General features: G+C 38.5%; 20 protein-coding genes and 1 pseudogene. 12 read left to right on the top strand and 9 right to left on the bottom strand.

Going from position 1 to position 24,788, the window contains the following annotated elements; all coding sequences use genetic code 11:
- The 3 genes and pseudogenes from ACXAGS_RS15630 to ACXAGS_RS15620 all read right to left on the bottom strand — a co-directional run.
- Positions 1–1,438 (bottom strand): annotated as a pseudogene (locus ACXAGS_RS15630) (hypothetical protein); the annotation flags it as partial.
- A gap of 146 nt (positions 1,439–1,584) precedes the next feature.
- A complete protein-coding gene (locus ACXAGS_RS15625; protein ID WP_474908072.1) occupies positions 1,585–2,748 on the bottom strand; it encodes a T9SS type B sorting domain-containing protein in 1,164 nt (387 codons plus the stop codon).
- The gene (locus ACXAGS_RS15620) at positions 2,748–6,380 is read right to left on the bottom strand and encodes a beta strand repeat-containing protein (RefSeq protein WP_474908070.1); all 3,633 of its coding nucleotides are present in this window, start codon (positions 6,378–6,380) and stop codon (positions 2,748–2,750) included. Before ACXAGS_RS15620 ends, ACXAGS_RS15625 begins: the two co-directional genes overlap by 1 nt.
- Positions 6,381–6,601: 221 nt before the next feature.
- Here ACXAGS_RS15620 and ACXAGS_RS15615 point away from each other — a divergent pair, with 221 nt between their 5' ends.
- The 6 genes from ACXAGS_RS15615 (at position 6,602) to ACXAGS_RS15590 (ending at position 11,972) form a co-directional block, all read left to right on the top strand.
- Complete coding sequence (locus ACXAGS_RS15615) at positions 6,602–7,342, top strand: carboxypeptidase-like regulatory domain-containing protein (RefSeq protein ID WP_474908069.1); 741 nt, start codon at positions 6,602–6,604, stop codon at positions 7,340–7,342.
- A 1-nt stretch (position 7,343) separates the two neighbouring features.
- Complete coding sequence (locus ACXAGS_RS15610; protein ID WP_474908067.1) at positions 7,344–8,093, top strand: carboxypeptidase-like regulatory domain-containing protein; 750 nt, start codon at positions 7,344–7,346, stop codon at positions 8,091–8,093.
- Between the two features lie 34 nt (positions 8,094–8,127).
- Entirely contained in the window at positions 8,128–8,643 is a 516-nt protein-coding gene (locus ACXAGS_RS15605; protein WP_474908065.1) for a DUF6702 family protein, read from the top strand.
- A gap of 57 nt (positions 8,644–8,700) precedes the next feature.
- Positions 8,701–11,022: a M1 family metallopeptidase gene (locus tag ACXAGS_RS15600; protein WP_474908063.1), complete on the top strand. Its 2,322-nt coding sequence runs from the start codon at positions 8,701–8,703 to the stop codon at positions 11,020–11,022.
- 88 nt (positions 11,023–11,110) lie between these two features.
- Positions 11,111–11,389, top strand: a complete 279-nt coding sequence (locus ACXAGS_RS15595) for a Sec-independent protein translocase subunit TatA/TatB (RefSeq protein WP_474908062.1) — start codon at positions 11,111–11,113, stop codon at positions 11,387–11,389.
- A 4-nt stretch (positions 11,390–11,393) separates the two neighbouring features.
- Positions 11,394–11,972 (top strand): phosphatase PAP2 family protein, encoded by a 579-nt coding sequence (locus ACXAGS_RS15590; protein ID WP_474908060.1) that lies wholly within the window; start codon positions 11,394–11,396, stop codon positions 11,970–11,972.
- On the opposite strand, the gene ACXAGS_RS15585 is transcribed toward ACXAGS_RS15590, so the two are convergent.
- On the bottom strand, positions 11,931–12,572 hold the full coding sequence (locus ACXAGS_RS15585) for an O-methyltransferase (RefSeq protein ID WP_474908058.1): 642 nt from the start codon (positions 12,570–12,572) through the stop codon (positions 11,931–11,933). The genes ACXAGS_RS15590 and ACXAGS_RS15585 overlap by 42 nt on opposite strands.
- Positions 12,573–12,618: 46 nt before the next feature.
- On the opposite strand from ACXAGS_RS15585, the gene ACXAGS_RS15580 reads away from it, so the two are divergent.
- From ACXAGS_RS15580 to ACXAGS_RS15570, 3 genes are read left to right on the top strand one after another with little or no spacing between them, the layout of a single operon-like run.
- Complete coding sequence (locus ACXAGS_RS15580; protein ID WP_474908056.1) at positions 12,619–13,089, top strand: N-acetyltransferase family protein; 471 nt, start codon at positions 12,619–12,621, stop codon at positions 13,087–13,089.
- A gap of 6 nt (positions 13,090–13,095) precedes the next feature.
- A complete protein-coding gene (kynU, locus tag ACXAGS_RS15575; RefSeq protein ID WP_474908055.1) occupies positions 13,096–14,361 on the top strand; it encodes a kynureninase in 1,266 nt (421 codons plus the stop codon).
- A gap of 15 nt (positions 14,362–14,376) precedes the next feature.
- Positions 14,377–15,522, top strand: coding sequence for an MFS transporter (locus ACXAGS_RS15570; protein WP_474908053.1), 1,146 nt, complete (start codon positions 14,377–14,379; stop codon positions 15,520–15,522).
- Here the strand turns inward: ACXAGS_RS15570 and ACXAGS_RS15565 are convergent, their stop codons facing one another.
- Together ACXAGS_RS15565 and ACXAGS_RS15560 are read right to left on the bottom strand one after the other, a co-directional pair.
- Positions 15,523–16,695, bottom strand: coding sequence for a hypothetical protein (locus ACXAGS_RS15565; protein WP_474908051.1), 1,173 nt, complete (start codon positions 16,693–16,695; stop codon positions 15,523–15,525).
- A 2-nt stretch (positions 16,696–16,697) separates the two neighbouring features.
- Positions 16,698–17,399, bottom strand: a complete 702-nt coding sequence (locus ACXAGS_RS15560) for a hypothetical protein (RefSeq protein ID WP_474908049.1) — start codon at positions 17,397–17,399, stop codon at positions 16,698–16,700.
- A 68-nt stretch (positions 17,400–17,467) separates the two neighbouring features.
- On the opposite strand from ACXAGS_RS15560, the gene ACXAGS_RS15555 reads away from it, so the two are divergent.
- Genes ACXAGS_RS15555 through ACXAGS_RS15545 form a run of 3 tightly spaced genes read left to right on the top strand, consistent with a single transcriptional unit; the run spans position 17,468 to position 19,127 of the window.
- The gene (locus tag ACXAGS_RS15555) at positions 17,468–18,097 is read left to right on the top strand and encodes an RNA polymerase sigma factor (protein ID WP_474908048.1); all 630 of its coding nucleotides are present in this window, start codon (positions 17,468–17,470) and stop codon (positions 18,095–18,097) included.
- Positions 18,098–18,283 carry a hypothetical protein gene (locus ACXAGS_RS15550; protein WP_474908046.1) on the top strand — a complete coding sequence of 62 codons (186 nt, stop codon included), beginning with the start codon at positions 18,098–18,100 and terminating at the stop codon, positions 18,281–18,283.
- A 25-nt stretch (positions 18,284–18,308) separates the two neighbouring features.
- Entirely contained in the window at positions 18,309–19,127 is an 819-nt protein-coding gene (locus ACXAGS_RS15545; RefSeq protein ID WP_474908044.1) for a mechanosensitive ion channel family protein, read from the top strand.
- A 27-nt stretch (positions 19,128–19,154) separates the two neighbouring features.
- Here the strand turns inward: ACXAGS_RS15545 and ACXAGS_RS15540 are convergent, their stop codons facing one another.
- The 3 genes from ACXAGS_RS15540 to ACXAGS_RS15530 all read right to left on the bottom strand — a co-directional run.
- Positions 19,155–21,182: an OmpA family protein gene (locus tag ACXAGS_RS15540; RefSeq protein ID WP_474908043.1), complete on the bottom strand. Its 2,028-nt coding sequence runs from the start codon at positions 21,180–21,182 to the stop codon at positions 19,155–19,157.
- A gap of 1 nt (position 21,183) precedes the next feature.
- On the bottom strand, positions 21,184–22,092 hold the full coding sequence (locus tag ACXAGS_RS15535) for a PorP/SprF family type IX secretion system membrane protein (RefSeq protein WP_474908041.1): 909 nt from the start codon (positions 22,090–22,092) through the stop codon (positions 21,184–21,186).
- 159 nt (positions 22,093–22,251) lie between these two features.
- On the bottom strand, positions 22,252–24,788 hold a 2,537-nt coding region (locus ACXAGS_RS15530), incomplete at its 5' end, for a T9SS type B sorting domain-containing protein (protein ID WP_474908040.1).

Genomic DNA, 24,788 nt, shown 5'->3' with positions numbered 1-24,788 from the left:
CGTCCAAGTCTAAGTTGGCCGGAACACCTGTCAAATCGGCCCAAGCACCAGAAAAATCATCGGTACTGTCCAAATCTAAGTTGGCTGGAACACCAGTCAAATCGGCCCATGCTCCAGAAAAATCATCGGTAGCATCGGTATCCAGATTAGCTGGAATACCAGTAATATTAGCCCATGCAGGCGCAATGGTAGAATTATCTGCTGCAATCGTTGTGCCTGTAATGGTAATTCCTGCTCCAGCGGAGTAGGTAGTGTCATCGTCACCATCGGCTAGACCTACAGGGATATTGGCCAAGTCACCAAAGTCACCTGAGAAATCATCGGTGCTATCCAAATCTAAGTTAGCTGGTATGCCAGTCAAATCGGCCCAAGCCCCAGAGAAATCATCCGTCGCATCTAAGTCTAAGTTGGCCGGAACACCTGTCAAATCACTCCATGCTCCAGAAAAGTCATCGGTACTATCCAAATCTAGGTTAGCCGGAACGCCTGTCAAATCAGCCCATGCTCCAGAAAAGTCATCGGTGGAATCCAAGTCTAAGTTGGTTGGAATTCCTGTTAAATCAGCCCACGCTCCAGAAAAGTCATCGGTGCTATCCAAGTCTAGATTGGCAGGAACGCCTATCAAATCACTCCACGCTCCAGAAAAGTCATCGGTGGAGTCGGTATCCAGATTAGCGGGTAAACCAGTGATGTTGCTCCAAACCGGTGCAATTGCGCTGTTATCCACTGCAAATGCGGTTCCCGTTAAGCTTAAACCTGCCCCAGCAGAGTAGGTGGTATCGTCATCACCATCGGCTAGACCTAGAGGAACATTGGTTAAGTCTCCAAAGTCACCTGAGAAATCATCGGTACTGTCCAAATCTAAGTTGGCCGGAACACCTGTCAAATCAGCCCAAGCACCAGAAAAATCATCTGTGTTATCTAAATCTAAGTTGGCCGGGACATCGGTTAGGTCGTTAAAACTTCCAGAGAAACTTAAAGTGGGAATATCAATTATGGTGGTTTCACCTAATTCGTTCGTATAAGTATATTGTGTAGGACCAGTAGCGGTTAACGTACTTACCGTTTCTGGCTGACCGTAAAAGGTTGTGCTTACACCGTTTGCATCTAAAAAGGTAAATGTGCCGTTGCCGTTATCCGTCAATGCGCTTGAACCGCTATTGGCCTTACACAAGTTGGCCCAGGCCGTACCGTTATAAAAATACACGCATTGGGTGTCTGTATTATAGACCAAGGCACCATTTAATGGAAAAATGGCATTCATTTGCTGATTGGTTACACGAGTAAGAACCAGGGCTTTATTGGTACTCTCTAACTCTAAAAGTGAGGCCGGGTTAATGGCGTTCACATCTGCTCCTATTTTTACTTGAGCTGTTGCCAATTGGTAGCAGGTAAAAAATAGAAAACCTAATAGTAGTCTTTTGGATGGGGAAATCATTATTGTGCTAATTTTCCCGCAAAATAGATTTAACTAAAAATTAAGAAGAAAATATGTTGTAATAAACTAAGAAAAGGACTACAAAAATATTAAATTCTGTGGTGTAGTTTATTTTGGAAAACCCGGATATGAGAAGATGTTTAAGATTAGTCCTTTAAATAAAAGAAGCCTTGATAGTTTAAATCTTGCTGAGGCAAACTAACCGTGTAATAGTAAATTCCGGCCGGTAAGCCTTTATCCCTACCAATAACAAAGTTGTCTATATTAGAGAACCCTGCAAATTCATTGGTGTAGTTTTCTTGGTAAAAAACCCGTTGTCCAAAACGGTTGTAAATGTAGACTTCATTGGGTGCTGTAGGATCCAACGCATCAAAAATTAAAACATCGTTTATGCCGTCTGCATTGGGCGAAACAAAATAATTGCCCAAGGTTGGGTTGTTTACCGCAAAAGTATCTGTTGGTAGGGGTACGGTACCAAAGGTTAGGGCTGCATAATCATTTGGTACAAATGTTTCCGAGGTTAAAAAACCTTGGTCTACATCTCCGCTTAACGCACTATTGCCAATAATGACCCATTGCGCATTTGCCTTGGACCAACCTACTAAAATAATATCGTCTACGCTATTGGCCAGATTAAACAATTCACTACGCGTATTCCAGTTTACGGTAACCCTAGAGGGTTGTGTACCCGTAAGTACCCAAAATTCCCTTTCGCTGATTTCTCCTATATCCCTTATTTTTTCTTGGGTGTCAAAGGTTTCCTCAATAGAAAATGGATTGCTAGGATTTTGAAACAGGTATTTACAACTAGCAAAAGCATTGGTGTTCTCAGAGGTTAGGGTTAGTGGGCGTAACATACTAACATCCCCTACCGGAAAGGAAAAAATACGTTTGTTGGTAATGGCCGCTATACCAGATACCTTTCTTAAATCGTCCTCACCGGTAAAAAAGGCGTTGTCCATAAAATTAAGGAAAACAGCGTTATTGTTTAAGGAACTTAAGAGGTTACCGGCAATAAAGTTTGCATTGTTGTTTATGTTTATGGTGTTGCCTAAAAATACACCACCTGGCGCAAATAGTTCCAAATCATAAAGGGTGGGGTTACTATTGCCTAGCACCTGAACGGGATTGTCTCCGTAAAAACCGACCAAGCCTTGCTCTGCAACAAATGGAGCCGTGTTGATCCAATTGGTATGGAAGCCTATAGCACCATTATCATGTAATTGAAAACCGCCACTATTAAATAGCGCGTCTTGAGCCGTTGCTACACTGCTTAATGCAAAAAACGATATGTAAAGTAGTTTTTTCATTAGTTGATTTGCTGCCAGTTGGTACCATCGCTTTGTAATTGTGTTACTCCTACAGGAATATTGGTAACTAATGTGGGATTACCATCACTGTCAATGAATCCATTAATACCAGGATTGAAACCTAATGTGATTGGATTTTTTATAATATATATTCTACCTGTCGCACTACCAGCTGAAGGTAGGGTGATATCATGGTTCCCTGTTAAAATAATAGTATGGTGAATTTCAGTAAGTGTTAAGTTGCCGCTTGTTGTTATAATCGAAGTAGCAAAAGACCCGCCTGAATGTAGTGTGGAAGTTGGATTAGTGGTCCCAACACCAACATTTTGGTTATCATCAATTCTTAAGGCTTCTATATCATTTGTTGAAAAACCTAATATTCCAGATGGATCGGCTAAGAACATTCCAGTGTCTCCATTATTTGCGAATCTATACGATGGTACACCTGCAGTTCCATTGGAGTTTTTGATACCTTGTAATCTAGATACACCATCAACAGTAAATTTTTGATTTTCTGTTTGCTCATATGGTGTTCCCAAATATAATTTTTCATTAGTATTATCCCAGAAGAGTTGTGCATTGTTTTCCGTTGGAGTACCATCAGTATCTGCAAAGAAGATTGACCCTGTAGTACCTGAAATATTATTGTTTCCAAGAGCGACGTCTATACCATTTAGGTGGCTTAGAACATTAGTTCCCCCAACTGGAGTATAATTTACATTGGCAGCTCCAATAACAGGAACTTCATCCGCGTTTTGGTCGTCTTGGTCGATAGCAGCAGTTAAGGTTGCCAAGGGGATTTTTACTTCGGTTCCATCACTATTAGTTAGGATAAAATCAGTTCCATCTTCTGTTAAGCTGGATACCGTGGTGTTGTTATCGATACCAGAATTTAAATCCGCCAATGCAATTCTAACTTCATTCCCGTCACTATCTTCCAGTATTAGGTCGGTTCCATCTTCTGTGAGTGAAACATTTGTTGTGTTTGTGTCCGTGTCAATTGCAGTGGATAAGGTAGTTAATGGAATTTTAACTTCGTTACCATCACTATCTGTCAATATAAAATCTGTACCATCTTCTGATAATGTTGATACTGTTGTATTAGTATCTGTATCGATAGCAGCGGATAAATTGGTCAAAGGAATTCTAACTTCATTCCCGTCACTATCTTCAAGTATTAGGTCGGTCCCGTCTTCGGTGAGCGATACATTTGTTGTGTTTGTGTCCGTGTCAATTGCAGTGGATAAAGTGCTCAAAGGAATTTTTACTTCGGTTCCATCACTATCTGTCAATATAAAATCAGTACCATCTTCTGTTAAGGTTGATACCGTGGTGTTGTTATCGATGCCAGAATTTAAATTCGCCAATGCAATTCTAACTTCATTCCCGTCACTATCTTCAAGTATTAAATCGGTTCCATCTTCTGTGAGTGAAACATTTGTTGTGTTTGTGTCCGTGTCAATTGCGGTAGATAAAGTAGTTAATGGAATTTTAACTTCGTTACCATCACTATCTGTCAATATAAAATCAGTACCATCTTCTGTCAATGTTGATACTGTTGTATTAGTGTCTGTATCAATAGCAGTGGATAAAGTGGTCAAAGGAATTTTTACTTCGGTTCCATCACTATCTGTTAGGATAAAATCAGTTCCATCTTCTGTTAAGCTGGATACCGTGGTGTTGTTATCGATACCAGAATTTAAATCCGCCAATGCAATTCTAACTTCATTCCCGTCACTATCTTCCAGTATTAGGTCGGTTCCATCTTCTGTGAGTGAAACATTTGTTGTGTTTGTGTCCGTGTCAATTGCAGTGGATAAGGTAGTTAATGGAATTTTAACTTCGTTACCATCACTATCTGTCAATATAAAATCAGAACCATCTTCTGTTATTGTAGAAACCGTCGTATTAGTGTCGATGCCAGAATTTAAATCCGCCAATGCAATTCTAACTTCATTCCCGTCACTATCTTCCAGTATTAGGTCGGTCCCATCTTCTGTGAGTGAAACATTTGTTGTGTTTGTGTCCGTGTCAATTGCAGTGGATAAAGTGCTCAAAGGAATTTTAACCTCGTTACCATCACTATCTGTCAATATAAAATCAGTACCATCTTCTGTTAATGTAGAAACAGTCGTATTAGTGTCGATACCTGAATTTAAATTCACCAATGCAATTCTAACTTCATTCCCGTCACTATCTTCCAATATTAGGTCGGTCCCATCTTCGGTAAGTGAAACATTTGTTGTATTTGTATCTCCCAATATTGGAGTAAGGTCAACACCACTTCCTCCTGAGATGTTAAGTGTATTACCTGTAAGACTCAGGTTTTGCTCATCGGTATTTGCCAAACCGTTTAAATTAACCGTACCGTTAAAGCCACCGCCTGTACCTGTGAAGTCTAAAATGTTTCCAGCTGTTAAGCTAACAGCAGATACCACACCATCTGCACCGCTAAAACTTCCTATTTCTGATTGCAACTCTTCCAAAGCAGCTTGTACATTGGTGCTAGTAAGGTCTGCAGTAGCCGTAACGTTTACTTCAGCAGCATTTTGGTTATCCAAATATGGTGAAAGGTCAATTGGAGTGCCACCATTTTGCAATGTCAGTTGATTTCCCGTTTCTAACGTTAGTTGTTGATTATCACTTCCTGAGTTATTAAAGGCGGCTAAACTTACGGTTGTGGTGTTTCCGGATTCAGTCAATACTAAGTTGTTACCCTGTATTTCGGCATTTGTCAAGGTTTCATTTTCATTATCCGTATCCTCATCTATGGTAATATGGTTGTTAATAGCAGTGCTATTTGTATTAATCGCTGCTGTGTTGGCTCCAATATCTGCGGTGTTGGTGCTTATGTTGCCCGTGTTGGTGTTAATGGCAGTTTCATTTGTGGTAATGGCATCGCTTAAAGGGGTATCGTCATAAAAAGCTCCATTGCTATTGCTTAAGGCATTGTTGGCATCTGGGCTTACAATATTGGCATTGGTAATGTAGCCGGCATCGTTATCAAAATCCAAGAGGGTTACCTCGTTGTAATCTATCTCATCATCCCTAATGGCATTGTCTTGCATTTGCAAAACACCAACAGAATTTGGGGCAAGTTTTATTTGGGTTACAGAGCCGTTCTGCAGGTCTACCCCGTTTACCGTACCGTCTACAATCTGATCACCGGTAATTTCTTTTACTTCAAAGTTATAATTGTCGCCCGTTTGGGTAATGGTAATGGTCTCGTTAAAATTTTCTACGGCATTGGCGCTAAAACTTTGGTTAATGCCACCGGCTAAAGAAACGGTTACGGTATTGCCATCACTGTCCGTTAAAATCAATTCTGAATCTACCAGCTCCAAACTAACATTGGTCGTATTTTCTTCGTTACACAGATTTTGCCACTGGTTGCCATCATAATGAAAAACACAGTCCTCATCCGTGTTGTAGATTAACGCGCCTTTTAGCGGAAAAATAACATTCATCTGGGCGGTGGTAACACGGGATATGACCAATGCCCTAGAGGTGCTTTCTAATTCCAAAATGGAAGCGTTATCTAAATTTTGCGGATTGTTACCAATTTTAACCTGGGCTTGTAGGCCAAACGCGGTTAAGCATAAAACTGCAGTTGCAACAAATGGGATTTTCATAGTTTGGGTGTTCTAAAATGCCAAACAACAAAAATAGCTTTCTACAGATATCCTCCTAATTTTATCCGTTTAAATGCATTGCTGTGGGTTAAATTACAAGCTTACGCCGGCTATTATATCTGTTTCTAATGCCGTAATTTAGTAGAATTAACAAAAGTTTAGTGGCCTGTTGTTTTTAAATAATGGGACAATAGGTTTTCTTTAACCAGTAAAAATTAGTTATGTTCAAAAATTACCTCTTAGTTGTTTTAGTAGTATTGACCACCACGGTTGGGTTGGCACAAGACCGGCAATGGTTGCGTGGGCAAGTGTTGTACAGGGGTAGTAACGTAGTTAATGAGAACGTAATTAATACCAACAGCCAAAAGGCTACCATAACGGACGAAGATGGTAGGTTTATGATTGAGGTTAAAGAGGGAGACCAGTTGGTCTTTACCGCCGTAAATTACCAATTGCGAGTGGTAGATATTACCCAAGCTATTTTAGAAAACAAACGCCTGGTGGTAGAGGTAGAGGAAAAGGTGACCGAGCTGGATGAGGTGGTAGTAGGGCCAGAGAACCAATCTAAATTCTTAGCGGTAAAGAACGAAAAGTTCAAGGAGTTTAGTTATGATATTGACCGTACTACGGAGGTAGAAAATATTGCCCAGTCCCAAACCGAACGGGGCATGAAAGATGGCCTTAATTTTGTAAACATATTTAAAGCCATTTTTAGCGCTAAAGACCAAACTACTGGCGAAGTGCCCAATTTTAAAATGAGTGAGGTGTTAAGACAGGTTTATGATGATGAATTTTTTGTGGTAGACCTAGGTCTGCAACAAGAGAACATCAATGCTTTTTTGGTGTATTGTGATGAAAAAGTGCCTAGTCGCTCCTTGTTAAAGAAAGAGAATGAATTTCAGCTTATCGACTTTTTGGTTACCCAGAGCAAAAACTTTAAGAGCGAGCTGGATAAGCGCTAGTTTGTTCCTGTTTTTTTGTTTTGGTAACACTTTTGGTCAGCAAAAGTCTTTAAAAGGAAAGGTTGCCGCGGCAGGGGAGGATGTTACTGGGGTTACCATACAAAACCTCACCACCCAAAAAGCCACCATTACAGATTTTGATGGTAATTTTTCTATTGCCGTTTCTGTTAACGATACCCTGGTTTTTTCTGCCGTACAATTACAGCGTAAAATAATTCCCGTAAATGCGGTTTTGCTCAATAGTTCTTTTGTTACCATTACCATGGAACCCTTTGTAAACGAGTTAAAAGAAGTAGTGGTACAACCTTATGGGTTAAGCGGTGATATTGCTGCAGACCTAAATCGCATACAAGTGCAAAAAGAGGTGTCCGCAACCAGTTTGGGGTTGCCCAATGCCGGCAAAGCCTTGCCCTCGCAAAGTAAACGGTTGTTGTACGAAGCTACCTCTGGTGGTGCCGGTATACCGTTAAATCCAATTCTAAATTGGATCAGTGGTAGAACAAAACGCTTAAAGGAACGGGTTGCCATAGATGAACAGTACCGCCGTACGCAACGGGTACAACAATTCTATGTAGATAGTATATTTGAACATCAATTTAAAATACCCAAAGCGCGCGTAAACGACTTTATGTATTTCTGCGAGGTAGACCCTTTGTTTCAGCAATTAGTAACCAATAAAGACCAATTAAAGCTATGGGCCTATATGCAACGTAAAAGTAAATTGTACAGAGAAAACAATGGTTTGGAATAAAGCTTGCAAGGTGTAGTTTAGATAATTAAGAAGAATGAAAAAATTAATAAAAAGAATAAGATTGCCCCTCTTATTGCTTGTTGCGATTAGCGGAATGTCTTTTGCACATAAATTTTATGTAAGTGTAACCAACGTAAATTATGCAAAAGAGGCTAAAGCATTGCAAGTTACCACTCGAATTTTTATTGATGATTTGGACGATTTAATGATGGCCCGTTACGGCGTGGCAACTAAGTTGGCAACCAAGAACGAAGCAAAAGTTGCAGATACCTACATAGAAAAATACCTAAAAACCAAAGTTTCTTTTGAACTAGATGGAGAGGTAAAACCAATTACGTTCATTGGTAAAAAATACGATGCCGATGTGGTAATCTGCTATTTAGAAGTGCCTAATGTAATCTTAGAAGAATATGAAAATTTAACGGTAACCAATGAGATACTAACGGACTTGTACGATGAGCAAAAGAATCTGGTCCACGTAAAATGGAACGGAAATAAAAAGAGTTTTGTACTTATAAAATCAGATATTAAAGGAATGTTAAAACTCTGATGTCTTCTAGCGTACTGCTCAAAAAATGGTATTTTTCAAACTTAAAACTGACAAGAAATGAATAAACTCAAGTATGGTTTTGCAAGCCTTATGTTTTTGTTTGCAGGCGTAGCCCTAGCGCAAGAACAAGAGGCCAAGCAAGAGCGTGAACCCGGCCATTATAACCAAAGCCGATTTAAACAACTTTATGAGGAGTTTTCTACTCCTAATTCTTACCGTTCAGCATCTGGTGCTCCTGGTCCTGCCTACTACCAACAACAGGCAGATTACAAAATGGACATTACCTTAGATGATAAGAACGCCAAAATCTATGGTGAAGAAACCATAACGTACACCAACAATTCTCCAGACAATTTAGAGTTTCTTTGGGTGCAACTAGACCAAAACGTAAGAGCAAAAGATTCTAAGTCGCCTTTACGTAACGGTAACGGTGTAAATTTTGCGTACACCGCAGGTAATTTTGCCGAAACATTTGTAACCGAACCTTTTGACGGTGGTTTCAATATAGAATGGGTAAAAGATGCTAATGGTAAGCCATTGTCTTATACCATTAACCAAACTATGATGCGCGTTAACATACCGCAAGCCTTGAAGAGCGGTGAGCAAATTAGTTTTAGCATTAAGTGGTGGTACAACATTCCGGATCACACGGTAAACCGTGCGCGTTCTGGATATGAGTATTTTCCAAAAGATGGTAACCGTGCCTACGTAATAGCCCAGTTCTTTCCAAGAATGGCCGTATACTCAGACGTAGAAGGTTGGCAAAACCATCAATTCTGGGGTAGTGGTGAGTTTGCTTTGCCATTTGGTAATTACGAAGTAAATATTACCGTGCCAGAAGACCACGTTGTAGATGCAACAGGTGTACTTCAAAATAGAAAAGATGTTTTTACAAAAGACATGATGAAGCGTTACAACCAAGCTAAAAAATCGTATGATGAGCCAGTTGTAATCGTTACCCAAGAAGAGGTAGAGGCAAAAGAAAAAAGCTTTGCAGAAAAAACAAAAACTTGGTCGTTTAAAACAGAACCCGGTAAAATGGTGCGCGATTTCGGTTTTGCTACTTCCAGAAAATTCATCTGGGACATGCAAGCCGTTAAAGTAGGTGGTAAAGATGTAATGGCGGTATCCATGTATCCAAAAGAAGGAAATCCGCTTTGGGAAGATTTTTCTACAAAGGCTGTTGTACAGACATTACATACGTATTCTAAGCACACGTTTGATTACCCGTACCACAAAGCAATTTCCGTACATGCCAAAAACCAGGGTATGGAATACCCTATGATTTGTTGGAACTACGGCAGGCCAAATGAAGATGGTACCTATTCCGATAGAACTAAATACGGAATGATTAGTGTGATTATACACGAAGTAGGGCATAACTTTTTCCCAATGATCGTTAATTCTGACGAGCGCCAGTGGGGATGGATGGACGAAGGTCTAGATACCTTTATGCAATACTTAACAGAACAAGAATATGGTAAAAACTATCCAGAAGACGTATCGCCAAATGAGAATTACCCTTCTAGAAGAGGTGCTCCAGAAAAGATAGTTCCTTACATGGCGGGAGACCAAAGTTATATTGCGCCAATTATGTCTAACCCAGAAAACGTTTACCAACTTGGTGCTAATGCTTATGGTAAACCAGCAACCGCCTTAAACATATTAAGGGAAACGGTAATGGGTAAAGAACTATTTGACCATGCTTTTAAGACCTATGCACAACGTTGGATGTTTAAACACCCAACTCCAGAAGATTTCTTTAGAACAATGGAAGATGCTTCTGCAGTAGATTTAGATTGGTTCTGGAGAGGATGGTTCTACACTACGGATTATGTAGATATAGGTGTAGGCGAAGTGAAGAAATATTTTGTTAGTGGTGATGTTACTACGCAAATGAAAGAGTACATGGCCGCTAGAAATATTACCGAATCTGATTTACCACCATTGGTGTACTTGGTAGAAGAAGGTAGTGCAGACTATACAGATGCCATGAAAGGTAAGGCACCTTCTGAGTCTTCTAAAACTTTAAAAGAGTTTATGATGGATAACATGACGGCAGAAGAGCGTGCCCAAGTAAAAGAGCCTAAATATTTTTATGAAGTTACTTTTACTAAGCCAGGTGGTATTCCAATGCCATTGATTGTAGAGTATACCTATGCAGACGGTACTAAAGAAAATGTTACGTACCCGCCAGAAATCTGGAGAAAGAACGATAAGGAAGTTAAGCGTGTAATGTCTACCCAAAAAGAATTGGTAGGTATTGTTGTAGATCCAAAGGCAGAAACTGCGGATATAGATACTACCAATAACGCTTGGCCAATGAAGGATGAAAAGTCTGACTTTGACCAATTCAAAGAAAAGGTTAGGGGAGAGTAAGCCCTCAGTAACTAAAATTAACAAAAGGCCCAATATTTTCATTGGGCCTTTTTATTTATAGAAACCTTGTTCTCTTTATATTTGTACCATGTATATGTTATTTATAAGCGGCGCGGAAATATTCTTTATCATGTTTATTGTGGTAATGGTATTTGGAGCCGATAAAATTCCGGGGATTGCAAAGGGGCTGGGCAAAGGAATGCGCCAGCTACGAGATGCTACGGACGATATTAAGCGCGAAATTCAGAAAAGTGCGGAGAATCATGGTATGGACCAAGATTTTACCAAAGACATAAAAAAGGAAATAGACGAAGTAAAAAAGAACGTAGAAGAAGTTACGGGGTCTATAAAAAGAACCGGCAGATAAACCTATGCTAGAAAAGATACTGCAATGGGACAGAGATATGTTTGTTTACCTTAACGGCCTTGGGGTAGATGAGTATGATGGTTTTTGGTCTACCGTTACAGATATTAAAACTTGGATTCCATTGTTTCTATTCTTTTTTGTCTTAATGTTTTTAAAGTATGATAAAAAAGAGGCACTACTTAAAACAGCTACTGTTTTATTATTGGTGTTGTTTATTACTACTATTACAGATTTAACCAAGGAAACCGTGGCTAGGTTGCGTCCAAATAATGACGAGCAAATAAATACCTTGATTAGAATACTACGCTCCCCATCAGATTTTAGTTTTTTTAGTGGTCACGCATCTAGCTCGTTTGCAATAACAACCTTGGTCTTTTTATTTCTTAGAAAATTCTATAACTGGGCGGTTTTGTTTTTTATTTGGCCTATACTTTTTTGTTTAAGTAGAATATTTGTTGGTGTACATTTTCCTATAGATATAATGGTAGGTGCTTTGGTAGGTGCCTTTTCCGGTTGGTTGTTCTATACCGTTCATAACGCCTTACTTAACTCGGCTCAGCGTAAGGCCATCTCTAATAGATAATAATACCGTTTCTACCCTTGGGTCGGTAGCCAATTTTTTGTTGTAGGCTAACAATGCGGCGGTGGCTTTATCAGATTTTTGTAAAGGTTCTACCACTTTTCCAGACCAAAGTACATTATCAGAAAGTATAACACTACCTGGTCTGCACTTTTTTAATACCGCCTCAAAATAATTGTCATATTGCTTCTTTTCAGCATCTATAAATATTAAATCAAAGGTGCCTTCTAAATGTGGTATAATATCCAATGCATCGCCAATGTGTTGGGTTATTTTAGATGCGTTTCCACTTTTGGTGTAATACTTATGCTGTATTTCGTTTAATTCTTCGTTTATATCTATAGTATGTAAATGGCCGTTTGCCTGTAAACCTTCGGCTAAACAAATAGCAGAATAGCCCGTATATGTGCCAATTTCTAAAATGTTTTTTGGTGCTATTAGTTTGGATAATAGGCTTAGAACCCTTCCTTGATAGTGGCCGGTGAGCATTCTGGGTTGTATTACTTTAAGATGTGTTTCTCTTCTTAACTCTTGTAATACTTCAGGTTCTGGTGCAGAATTGGCTGCAATATAATTTTCCAATAATGGAGATAGAAAATGCATGTTTCGGTTTTGGCAAAATTAGCCAAATAAGGGTTAATTTTAGACAATGGAAAATGTTATTCTTAGAGACGCTACACTACAAGACCTTACTATCTTAAAACAGTTTGAGCAAGAATTAATTGAGGCGGAACGTCCTTATGATGTTACCATAAAACCAGACCCTATTTCTTATTATGATTTAGAGGAGTATATTAAAAGAGAAGATGTAAAGGTAATGGTAGCAGAACTAGATGGGCAAGTTATAGCCTCTGGTTATGCATTGCCCAAAAAGGCACGTCATTATTTGGACCATGAAAATTACGCTTACTTAGGTTTTATGTATACTGTACCAGCTTTTAGAGGTAATGGTATTAATGCCCAAATAATGCAGGAATTAAAAGCATGGGCTAAGGCGCAAGGCCTGTTAGAACTACGTTTAACAGTTTACCAAGAGAATAGCCCTGCAGTAAATGCGTATACAAAGAGTGGATTTGCCAGCCATATTAACGAAATGAGATTACGACTAAAAGACGAATAATAAGCTATGCAGTTTAAAAATACACTAGAGTTTGCACAAGAGTTAGATGCTAGAGACTCTTTAAAATCTTACCGAGAACATTTTAATTACCCAAAGGTAAATGATAAGGAGGTCATATATTTTACAGGGAATTCTTTAGGTCTACAACCTAAATTGGCTACGGATTATGTAGATAATGTAATGCAAGATTGGGCTCAGTTGGCTGTAGAGGGGCATTTTTATGCAGAAAAACCATGGTGGGATTATCATGAACGTTTAGCTAAACCATTGGCCAAAGTAGTTGGTGCAAAACCAGAAGAAGTTTCTGTGATGAATACCTTAACCGTAAACCTGCATTTTTTACTGGTAAGCTTTTACAGGCCTACGGCAAAGCGTTTTAAGATTATTTGTGAGGAAAAAGCCTTCCCATCTGACCAATATTTGCTGCAGAGTCAGGTAAAATTTCATGGTTTTAACCCTGAAGAGGCCATTGTAGAGGTAAAGAAAAGAGAAGGAGAACATGCATGGCATACAGAAGATGTCTTGGCAAAAATTAAAGAAGTTGGGGACGAGCTGGCTTTAGTCCTTATAGGTGGAGTAAACTACTACAACGGACAGGTTTTTGATATGGAACAAATTACCAAAGCGGGGAAAGCAGAAGGTGCTTTTGTGGGTTGGGATTTGGCCCATGCTGTAGGTAATGTTGCATTAAACTTGCACGATTGGCAAGTAGATTTTGCCGCTTGGTGTAGTTACAAATACATGAATAGTGGTCCTGGCAATGCTTCTGGAATTTTTGTGAACGAAAAGTATTTGGATACCAAGGCTATTCCAAGGTTTGAAGGTTGGTGGGGTAATAAAAAGGAAACGCGCTTTTTAATGGAACCTGAATTTGACCCAATCGCTACTGCAGATGCTTGGCAAGTAAGTAACCCACCAGTTCTATCATTGGCCCCTTATTTGGCTTCGCTACAATTGTTTGAAGAAGTAGGTATGGATGCCTTATTAAATAAACAAAAGACGCTAACAGCGTATTTGGAGTTTATTCTAAACGAAGTGGACAAACAGGTAGAAAGTACCTTTGAGATTATAACTCCCGAAGCTCGTGGCTGCCAACTTTCGGTCTTTTTACATGGTGAGGGTAGGGCCATTTTTGATTATCTAATGGAGCAAGGTGTAATAACAGATTGGAGAGAGCCTAATGTGATTAGACTGGCTCCCACACCTTTTTATTGCTCTTACGAGGATATGTATCGTTTTGGCGAAATATTAAAAAGAGGATTACAGCGCTAATCATGATTTTGTGGTATGAAATCCTTACTACTAATTCTGGGTAATAGAAGGTATCTTGCTCCAGCCTTGGTTTTTGCTAGTCTAAACGTATGGTTTGGTACCTGGGCCATATACATTCCTACCGTAAAGGAGAAGTTAAATATTGACAAAGGCGATTTGGGTTTTGCTTTATTCTTTCTTTCTTTAGGTGTTTTTAGTGTTTTTCCTGTTGCTTCCAAATTGGTTAATTATTTTGGGGTAGGTAGGGCAACTTGGTTGGGGGTTTTAAGCAGCAGCCTTTTTGCGTTATTTCCTTTACTGGCACCCAATTATGTCTTGCTCTGCGCTTCGTTGTTCTTCTTTGGTGCAGCCAATGGATTTACAGATATAGCCATGAACACTTTGGTTACCGAAGTAGAAAAGGAAGACCAAGTAACCATTATGTCGGCAGCTCATGGTTTTTTTAGCCTTGGGGGCATACTAGTTGGTTTAGGTAGTTTTTTAATTCCTATTATATCCAATCCTTTTCTTCATATGTTGGGTAGCGTTATTTTGGTATTGATGGTTAATTGGCAATTTAAAAAGGAATATCAAGATAAAAAGGCAAGAGTAGAACCTACAGATGGTTTCTCTTTAAAAGTCTTTAAGCCACTACTATTATTAGGTTTGGTTGGTTTTATTAGTATGGCTAGTGAAGGCGCTATAGTAGATTGGAGTGGGTTATACTTGCAAGAAATAACCCTTGCACCTACTTATTTAATTGGTGCAGGTTTTTTAGCCTTTTCAGTAACTATGACTTTAGGTCGGTTTTTGGGGGATGGCATAAGTGAAAAAATAGGGTCTTACAAGCTACTATCTATAGGTGCCATTTTATCCATAATTGGCTTTTTAAGTGTGCTAACGGCCAATACGTATTTGGCCATATTTGGGTTTGGGTTATCTGGTCTCGGATTTTCGGCCATGGTACCAGAGCTATTTAGAATAGGTGGTAAAGTAAAAGGTGTACAATCCTCTCAAGGTGTTGCCTTTATTGCAGGATCTGGATATTTTGGTTTTTTATCCGGGCCGGTAATTCTAGGATACCTAGCAGAAACATTTAATCTAAAACTAAGTTTTCTAGTTCTATTACTATCCGCCTGTTTGGTTTTAATTATTTCTATTTATAAACCGAAAAGAAATTAGTTAAAAGTTGGATTTCACTTTGTATTCCTTTGCTTCATTCCCCATTTTAAGAATAAAATTTTTCATTTCGGTAGTTAACAAAAGAGTTCTTTGTTTACTCCAAAAATTGGGGTCGTAAGGTTTTTTTAGTCTAAAAATATCTTTAGTGGCGTTGGCATTTTTCTTAAACGGTAAGCTGTTGAAAGAATTATGATTGGTCAAAATAAACTCAGATTCATAATTCGTTTCAAAGGTGCGCTCTTCATCCGTGCATAGTACTACCTGTCTAAATTTTGCCCTGTCAATACTATAGGGCTTATTGTTACTTTTTTTAGAAAAAATAACTTCTACGTAATGTTCTTGGGTGCGGTAGCGTAACCATTTGTGCTGTGCAAAAGGAACACGGTTATTTACTAGGTTAATTTTTTGATCTAACACAAATTTTTCCATGGCATGGTTATCCATGTTAAAAATATAATAGCCATTTACCGCAAGGGTATCTTTATTTTGACTTTCAAATTCATATCTAATTTTGGTACCATTTTCAAAGGGTATCGCTGTAAAATTATATGGACCTTCAGAAACGTTTAATCTAGCAAAGTTTGAAAGTAGACCAAAAAATGTAGGAAATTTAAAGTAAATATTATGGGTGTCTTTAACTACCCCAACTTTACGCATTTGGTTTATCTGTATTTCATAATCCTTATTGGTATGTTTTTGGTTACCGGTATACAGTAATGTTTTGCGTTTTAGATTTCCGGCTATATCCTGTAACCGTACTAATGTACCATCCTGTTTTAATGTGCTTCTTAGAAAAAATTCCTCTTGGTACGGCTCAAAACGATAGTTCTGAAATAAAGAATCTTTCATTTTTTGCCACAAGGTTTTTAGGTTGCTAACGGTAACCCCTTTTAAATCAATTGTTTTGCTTTTTAAATATACCGTGTCAGGAATCTGCGCGGTAGAAAGTTGGGTTTTCTCATAGCCAATAAGTGAAAATGTTATGCTATCTGCAAAGGTGTTTACAAAATATTTTCCTTCGGCATTTGTTAGCGTATGCTCGTCATTGGTATAAACAGCTACAAACTCAATTGGTTTCTTGTTTGTTTGGTCCAAGACCAAACCCAGTTTTTGGGTTTGCCCAAAAAGGCTGCAGATTGCCAGTAGGCAAATAATAGTTAATCGTATTTTCATGCCTAATTGGCATCAATAGCTATGCCATCAAAGTATAATTTAAAATCTTTATCCGTTCCTTTGTGGTCTTGGGCAATATTTAAGCCAGCTAGTTCCAAGTAATTTTCCCAAGTGGTACTCATGCTGGGTTCTTTTGTGTTTGCTTTTCTAAAGGTCCACTCCTTAAGAAGGTAATCGTCCTCAAAATAAAAATCATAGGCGTCTCCAGGCGTGTAACCTCCTTCGTTGCCATACACTATGGTCAATTTTTTCATTATTTTTTTACTAACAGGTGCCGTGTCTTGGTCTTTTGTAGTATACTCATAGTTAGCGGCATCCCAGACCAAATTGTACGGAGCCAGAAGCCAAAACTTATCGTTAATAAACCCACCGTTGGTTTTGTAGGCTAAACTGTCCATTTTACTTCTGTTGTAGGTTAACGTATCTTCTGCATTTATGTGCGTTACGGTATTGGCTTTGGTGTTCCATATCCAATGTCTTTCATAATGGTTTTCTCCTCTATCAACATTAAAGGTAAAAGCAATGCGTTTTACATTTTTCCAATTTTCAAAACCATGCGCATAAGCAATTTTTTCAGGTACAGTACGGTTTACTATCACTTCGGTTTCTTGCGTTTTTTCTTTAGTAGGCTTCCCTGAATTGTTTTTGCAAGCTATAGAAAAGATTAGTAGAAATAAGGGTAAAAGTAGTTTGGGTGTTCTCATTCTAGATTTGTTTTTGTTAAAGATACCTTGTTTTGAGTATATTGCCGCTTATTTTCAAATGAATACGAGTGACTTTTCTTAAACGTCTGTTTCTTATACTTATAAACCAAACCAAAAATAGTTTTGGTAAGGGTGAGGCGTTTAAAGATTTAAGCGATGAAGAATTGGTAGCTAAAATCGTAGCAAAGAATGATACGCTTTTGTTTGGCATATTATATGATCGTTACGTAAAATTAGTATATAACAAATGCTACGGATTTGCACGGTCTGAAGATGAAGCGGAAGACCTAACGCAAGATGTATTTTTAATGTTGTTTGTAAAACTGGCTTCTTTTAAAGGAAAGTCTAAGTTTTCTACTTGGTTGTACTCTTTTACCTATAATTTTTGCGTAAACTACGTTAACCGAGACAAACAACGAAAGATGAGTGACCAATCCGTGCCGGTAGATACAACCGAGTATAAATTGGCACAAGATGATGTTTCTGATGAAAGTATATATGAGTTAAAAGCTAGTAAATTGGCTAAAGCTCTAGAAATAATAAGCCCAGAAGAAAAATCCATATTGTTATTGAAATATCAAGATGGGGCTTCAATAAAAGAATTATGTGATGTTTTGGAGATTGGCGAGAGCGCTGTAAAAATGCGTTTAAAGCGATCCAAGGCAAAGCTTTTAGAAATTTATAATAACCTAGGTTAGATGGCAGATCCTACAAATCCATTTCAGCAGCTTAACCGCAATCTTAAGGAGGTACCTCCAGATATGCGGAAAAAGGTGATGAACGATATTGCCATTGCTAAATTAATTCTGGACATGGCGGTATTGGTTACCAGTAATTATTCCTCCGTTATTTCAGGAATGCTTAAGTCAAATAAAAGAAAATAAACCAATCAACTCTTAAACAACACTCATGGAAAAATATAAAAAAGTTCTAGAAGATAGTTTATCAGATATTTTCTCCAGTGCGGTACAACTTTTACCTAAGATAGTATTAGGTATTTTGGGGCTCATTTTTGCTTGGCTAATGGTCAAGATAATAATGTTCATTTTAAAGAAGGTACTAAAAGCTGCCAAAGTAGATGCGCTTTCGCAAAAGGTTACCGAGGCCAAATTTTTTGGCGATAAAGAGGTAAAAGTAGATTTGTCAAAAATTATACTTGGATTGGTAAAGGTTTTGTTGATTCTAATGTTTGCGACGGTAATTTCAGAAGTGTTAGGGCTAAAAGCTGTTTCTGATGGAATTGTAGCCATTTTTGCTTATTTACCAACCTTATTTAGTGCTTTATTGATTTTAGCTGCAGGCCTTTATATAGCTTCTACGGTTAAAAAGGCTACATTGGCCTTGTTTGATTCCATGGGTGTTGGTGGATCAAAATTTATAAGCAATACCCTTTTTTACCTTATCGCCTTTTTTGTGTCGATAACCGCTTTAAATCAGGCTGGAATACAGACCGATATTATCACCAGCAATTTCACTTTGATTTTAGGGGCTTTTTTAGCTGCAGCTGCATTAGGCTTTGGCTTGGGTTCTAGAGAGGTTTTTGCAGATGTGCTTAAAATGTTCTACGCAAGAAAAACATATATGATAGGAGACAAAGTAATTATTGGTAAGGAACAAGGCGTTATAGAAGCCATAGACAATATGTCTATTACCCTTAAAACGGACCAAGGCAAAATAGTACTCCCCATAAAAGAGGTGGTTAAACGAAAAGTGATTATAAAAGAATAAAAAAAAGCCTCTTATAAGAGGCTTTTTTTATTTGGTTTTCGATTTTTTATCTGGTGTTGTCGGGTCTAGTGCCTTAAGATGGTCTGGTTTAAATATGTTGATAATAGGAAACTCTGACCTTCTGTTTAGTTCCAGTATTTCTGGTGGACAATCCCACTTTGTTTTACAGTCGTTTACAGGTTGTCTTTTTCCGTAACCTTTGTAAGACAATATACGTTCTGCAGGCACCCCATTAGCAACTAAATACTCATAAGTAGACTTAGCTCTAGCTTCTGACAATTTATCGTTATATTCAAAACTACCTACAGGATCTGTATGCGATTCTAATTTAATAGTCATATAGGGATAGGTTTCTACCATCAATTTTACCACCTTGTCTAATTCTTTGGCCGCATCTGGGCGTATGTACGATTTATCATAATCGAAGTAAATCTTGTCCAAGCCAGCTAATACTTTTACATCTAAGATGGGTTCTAGATATACATCCTTTTGTACCTTTTTTTGCTGTGTGGGTAAGTCAGTTACATTTAAGGTTACTTTTTTTTCTGGATGGGTTTTTCTATTTAATACCAATTTGTATTTGCTGCCACGGTTTACGAACATTCTGTAGTAACCACGACCATCTGTTTTAACTTGTTTAATAAAGTTTCCTGTGTGGATATCTGTTAGTTTTACTACCACAGAATCTAGTGGGTTACCATTTACTGCATCATATACAAAGCCATCTACATAGAGTGAAGGTGTAAAATCAAACTTATAGATGTCATCGCCACCTTCGCCACCATCCCTGTTAGAGCTAATATAACCTTCCGTACCATCTTCGTTAGCATAAAAGGCGAAATCATCTTTTTCGCTATTTACTGGTTTTCCTAGGTTAATTACATCTGTGACTACACCTTCTTCATCGGTAACGGTGGCAAAAATATCTAGCATTCCAAAGCCCACGTGCCCATCTGATGCAAAGAATAATTTTCCTTCATTATTAATAAAAGGGAACATCTCATCACCTGCCGTATTGATGACTGGCCCAGCGTTAATAGGTTGGCCAACCCCACCTCTGGGATGAATATCACAATAATAGATGTCTGTACCGCCGTAGCCTCCTGGCCTGTCTGATGCAAAGTATAACTTTGTCCTGTTCTCGTTTACAGATGGATGACCGGTGGAGTAGTGGTCTGCATTAATTTTTAGGTTTTTGGCTACACGCCATTCTTCTCCGTTTTTCTCTGCGATAAAAATTTTTAGATTGTTTTGTTTCTGAACTAAGTTCTTGTCTTTAATCTTTTTAACGTAGAAACCCTCTTTATCTTCAAAATAATTGTTTCTGGTAAAATAGGCTATGGTGTCATTTTTATAATCGGTAGAGAATATAACGGAACTTTCATGAAATTTAGAATTGATATCCCCCTTAATACGCTGGGGAATGTATTCTGTCATACGTTCAAAAGCGCCGCCCTCTTCTATAAAAAAGATATCTAACCAAGGTTGGTTGTCCCAATCGTACAAACGTTCGTCTTTAGAATCTGGACGACTGCTACTAAAATAAATAGTGTTCCCGTATTTTATTGCTCCAAAATCGTTAAACTGGCTATTGTATTTTACAGGTTGAATATCATAGCGTTCTCTACTATTAAATACAACCGATGCTAGATTGCCATCTTTTAAAAAACGGTTAATTAGCTTATCGTTCTTATTTGTTTTTTTATAAAGTTTTAACCATTCTGCAGCCTCTTTTTCCCTACCCACACTTTTAAGGGCCATACCGTACTTAAAATAATGGTTGCTAGAGATACCAGATTTATGAATGAATCTTTCAAAGTAGGGTATGGATTTTTCGTAATCCCTTTGTAATAAATAGCATTCGGCTAATCTTTTTTGGGCATGTTCTACATCTACACCTTCTGTTACCATTTCTTCATAAAAAGGAATGGCTTTGGCGTAAGAAAACGTACCAAAATATTTATCTGCTTTGCGCTGTAGTGGGTGTTGGGCAAATACACTAGTAATGCAGCATACAAATACAAGTAGACTAAGTAGGTGTTTATTAATATTCATCTTAAAAGTATCTTGGGGAACGGTATAAATCTTCTTTCTTGTTTAGTTTTGGTTCAAATATTAGGATTACCTCGTGCGTACCCCCAGTGTAGGGTCTTGTAAGGGAGGTAGGTAAATCATAAGCATAGCCTAATCTTAAATTTTTACTGATTTGATAATCTGCAAAAGCACCAAAATTAGAGGCATCATTAAAACGATAGGAGGCGCCTAACCAGAATTTTTCATAAAACAAAAAACTTGAGGTAACATCATAAGAAGCTGGTGCTCCGTTAGTGAATTTGGTAATTACAGAAGGTCTAAATTTTATATCTAAAGATAGGTCTAGCACTAAGCCAGCAATACCATAGTAGTTGTTTCTTTCTAAAGCTTCAAACTCTCCTTCGTTTACATCTGTATTTAAAATTCTAGGGGCAGAAAAACCAACATACCATCTGTTGGTAGTTAGGTACATGCCCGCACCAAAATTAGGGTCCCAAACATTAAAATTCTGATTAAAGAAGGGGTCATTTATATCAGGGTTTGATAAATCGTATTTAGTGAAACCACCATTTAAACCAAACGAAAGTTTGGCCTCCCACGATATTGGGATAGTGTACGAAAAATTACCGTAAATAAACTGTGTGCTCTGGTCGCCCAAATGGTCATTAATATAAGATAATCCCAATGCTACTTTTTCATTGCGCATTGGTGTATGCAGTGAAAAAGTACTCGTTCTGGGATTACCATCCAAGCCTGCCCATTGGTTACGATGCAATGCCGTAAAACTTAGACTCTCTCTACTTCCTGCGTAGGCAGGGTTAATAGAGGTTGTGTTGAACATGTATTGTGTAAATTGTGGTAACTGCTGTCCTTTTATATTAGAAAAGAAGAGCAGGCTCAATACAGTTATACCCTTAAAAATGGTATTCATAACACTAGTTGTTAGTTCTTTAATTTGTTTGGTTTGGGGTAATGCGTGAACAAAGAAACAGCATCTTAAAACGTATAACCAATTACACCGATTAATTGATTCTATTTTCGTTCTTTGTCAAAACCATCGTTATAAGGTGCTGATTTCAAGTTGTATGTTTTATTCTGTGCCAATGTAAATGTAGCCGTTGATAGGCTGCATTTCTGGTTGTTCATTTATTTTTATGATGTAATAATAGGTTCCTGCAGGTACGGTTCCTCTACTACCGTAAGCGTTGTTTGGAGATGTGCCTCCCCAATCGTTCAGGTAGTTTCTAGACTCGTATACCTTATCTCCCCATCTGTTAAAAACAAGTACATCAAAAGTATATCCACAGTACTCTGTGCCTTTAATTTCGAATACATCATTAATAGCATCACCATTTGGGGTTACTGCTTTAGAAACTTCTATTTGGTCTCTTGTACAAGGCACACAATCATTATTTGTGGTAATAATAAAATCTACATAATAGTTACAATCACCACCTTCTGAGGCATACATTATTTTATATTCTCCCAATGCTAAATTGGCAGGATTAAATAGGGAGCCCTCTAAAACCACGTCTCCTTCTGCAACCGTAAATGTACCGTTGGTGTCAAAGCCTTGTGGCAAGTAATTGATGAGGTCTACCGCTTCGTCTTCTACACAAACATCAAAATAAACTTCTTCTAACTGTGGTTGCATCACAAAAATGGTCTGCGTATAAGTCGCAGTATTACCACAGTCATCAGCAACTTCCCATCTGCGCTCTATCATGTAATCATCGGTGTCTGCTACCGTTACAATTTCTTCTGTAAAGTTGATTACTGGAGTGCTACATCCACCAATATCTCCTAATTCTGGTATGGCTGGTACTTCTTCTCCACAAATGATGGTCATGTCCTCCAAATTCGGGTCCATAAATCTATCATCCATTGGGTCTAGATAGTCTGGAATGCCGTCACCATCGGTATCATCATTGGTTGGGTCACCATCGTTATCAGCATCCTCGTCCATAGTTGGGATACCATCTCCATCGTCATCTAAATCACGATAATTAACATCGTCTTGATTATCCGTGTTAGGTAAGTCGTTGGCAGGGTCATTAATTTCATCGTTAACATCAAAGCCATCGTTTACATCACTACCTTCATAACCATCATCCAAGCCATCACCATCGGTATCAGTACCGGTAAAGGTCCAATCTGGTTGCCCATCGTTATTAAAGTCGTTCCCCTCATTATTGTCGGGTACGGTATCGTTGTCTGAGTCTAGGTCGATGACATCTTGCGTACCATCACCATCGGTGTCTACAGGAACAAGTCCTTCATCGTTGGTGTCGTAAGCATCATCCAAACCATCATTGTCAGAATCATTACCTGTTGGAGGCACGTAACCATCGGTAGTTTGCGATTCTACATTATCTGGAATACCATCGTTATCCGAATCAATGTCTCTGCTATCTGGATAGCCATCATTATCGGTGTCTATAGTACCGTCTCCTTCGTTGGCATCCAAAATACCATCATTGTCATCGTCTAAATCTACATAATCAGGAACACCATCACCATCTGTGTCTATTGGGTCTAGGTAATCCGGGATGCCGTCACCATCAGTATCATCATTGGTTGGGTCACCATCGTTATCAGCATCCTCGTCCATAGTTGGGATACCATCTCCATCGTCATCTAAATCACGATAATTAACATCGTCTTGATTATCCGTGTTAGGTAAGTCGTTGGCAGGGTCATTAATTTCATCGTTAACATCAAAGCCATCGTTTACATCACTACCTTCATAACCATTATCCAAACCATCACCATCGGTATCAGTACCGGTAAAGGTCCAATCTGGTTGCCCATCGTTATTAAAGTCGTTCCCCTCATTATTGTCAGGAACGGTATCGTTGTCTGAGTCTAGGTCTACGGTATCTTGCGCTCCATCGCCATCGGTGTCTACAGGAATAAGTCCTTCATCGTTGGTGTCATAAGCATCATCCAAACCATCATTGTCCGTATCGTTGCCTGTTGGAGGCACGTAGCCGTTGGTAGTTTGCGATTCTACGTTGTCTGGAATACCATCGTTATCAGAATCAATGTCTCTGCTATCTGGATAGCCATCATTATCGGTGTCTATAGTCCCGTCTCCTTCATTGGCATCCAAAATACCATCATTGTCATCGTCTAAATCTGTTACATCTGGTACGTTGTCACCGTCTGTATCGTATTCATCATCAATAATAGTTACTACTCCAATGGCCTTATTAATTTGAATAACTGTTGTACTCAAGTTAGATAAAACCACTTGGAAATTTTCTTCTTCTTCTAACAATACATCGTTTAAAATTGGTATTGTTATAGCCATTGGGCTAATCTCATTACCAACAAAAGTTAGCGTGTTTGCTGTAGTGGTATAATCTTCACTAGCGGTTGCCGTGTTATCTGCGGTGCTAAAGTCTACAGTAAATGCATCTTGAACCGTACCTACTAAGGTAACTTCTAAGGTAGCTGTGCCATCTACTTCATTAACGGTAATGTCGTTGATAAATAATCCGGTAGTGCCAGGAATATTATCATCATCATTGATAATACCGTTTGCTGTCGCATTATTGATGGGTACCAATGGATTGGTAGTGCTGTTCAAGGTAACGGTATAGGCCTCTTGCGGCTCGATGATGG

Source organism: Croceivirga sp. ABH4_376 (genome assembly GCF_056160685.1).
Note: the sequence above shows the minus strand (reverse complement) of the source record. Positions and strands in the feature narration are given on the sequence as shown.